At 43.3% G+C, this 427-nt stretch carries 1 protein-coding gene; it reads left to right on the plus strand.

What is annotated here, in order from left to right; translation table 11 throughout:
- Positions 1-427 (plus strand): OPT/YSL family transporter (locus E3E37_RS11210; protein ID WP_206204112.1); only part of this gene is annotated, 427 nt, incomplete at both ends.

Raw genomic sequence — 427 nt, forward strand, 5'->3', positions numbered from 1 at the left:
ACATGGAGTACTAAGATAAGGTACATGGGAGTTGGCGCAATGGTCGTTGGTGGCCTATGGAGCCTTATAAAACTTAGAGGACCAATCTCAAGAGGTATAAAAGCCGGGCTTGAAGCAACCAAAAGAAAACAAAGTGGTGAAATAATCCTTAGAACTGAAGAAGACATGCCAATGACCACAGTACTCATGTTAATAGCAGCATTTGTAGTGCCATTGTTCCTTCTATATGCCAACTTGATAGATTCTGTCGGGATAGCAGCCGTCATGGCGGTCATAATGCTTATTGTCGGGTTCTTTGGAAGTTCTATTGCTGGATACCTTGCTGGTGTTGTGGGATCATCAAACAACCCAGTGTCAGGTATTACAATAATGAGTTTGCTTTTTACTGCACTAGTTCTTAAGGGTCTTGGGCTTAGCGGGCCAGAAG

This window comes from Thermococcus sp. ES12 (assembly GCF_012027515.1).
Taxonomy (GTDB): Archaea; Methanobacteriota_B; Thermococci; order Thermococcales; family Thermococcaceae; genus Thermococcus; species Thermococcus barossii.